The 669-nt window shown below is 60.2% G+C and carries 1 protein-coding gene; it reads left to right on the forward strand.

All coding sequences use genetic code 11. The annotated features are described in order from the left end of the window. Positions 1-196: 196 nt before the first annotated feature. Positions 197-669 (forward strand): IS110 family transposase (locus ABEA12_RS14990; RefSeq protein ID WP_345468794.1); only part of this gene is annotated, 473 nt, incomplete at its 3' end.

The raw sequence follows: 669 nt of genomic DNA on the forward strand, positions 1-669 counted from the left end.
CATGATCCGGGGGGTGCTGTCACCGAGATTCGAGAGGCACCAGGGATATCGCTTATAGGGGCCGGATCCGGATAAGACAGCACCAGTCCAATTGTCGGTCGTAACGTGGATGCCGAGCCGTGGAGCCACAAGGACGCGCCAGCACTGTTTCATCCGATGCCACCACCCGTTGATGGCCTGACGAATGAGGTGCACCATGATCAACGAACACGAAACCATCGACGTTTTTATCGGCGTCGATGTCGGCAAGTCCAACCACCATGCAGTAGCCCTGAACAAGGCCGGGAAGAAACTACTGGACAAGGCCCTGCCCCAAGACGAGACCAAGCTCAAATCCCTAATCAAGTCCCTGTCCAAGCACGGACGGCTGCTCTTTGTGGTGGACCAGCCAGCCACCATCGGCGCGCTGCCTGTCGCGGTCGCCCAAGCCGCTGGAATCCAGGTTGCCTACCTGCCCGGTCTGGCGATGCGCCGCATCGCTGATTTGCATCCGGGCGAGGCCAAAAGCGATCCGCGAGACGCCTATATTATTGCTGATGCCGCTCGCACCATGCCCCACACCCTGCGCACCGTCGAGGTCCCCGAAGAGCAGGTCGCAGAGCTCTCGATGCTCTGCGGATTCGATGATGACCTCGCCAAACAGGGAACCGCGACCTCCAACCGCATCCG

It is taken from the genome of Paeniglutamicibacter antarcticus (assembly GCF_039544305.1).
GTDB lineage: Bacteria > Actinomycetota > Actinomycetes > Actinomycetales > Micrococcaceae > Paeniglutamicibacter > Paeniglutamicibacter antarcticus_C.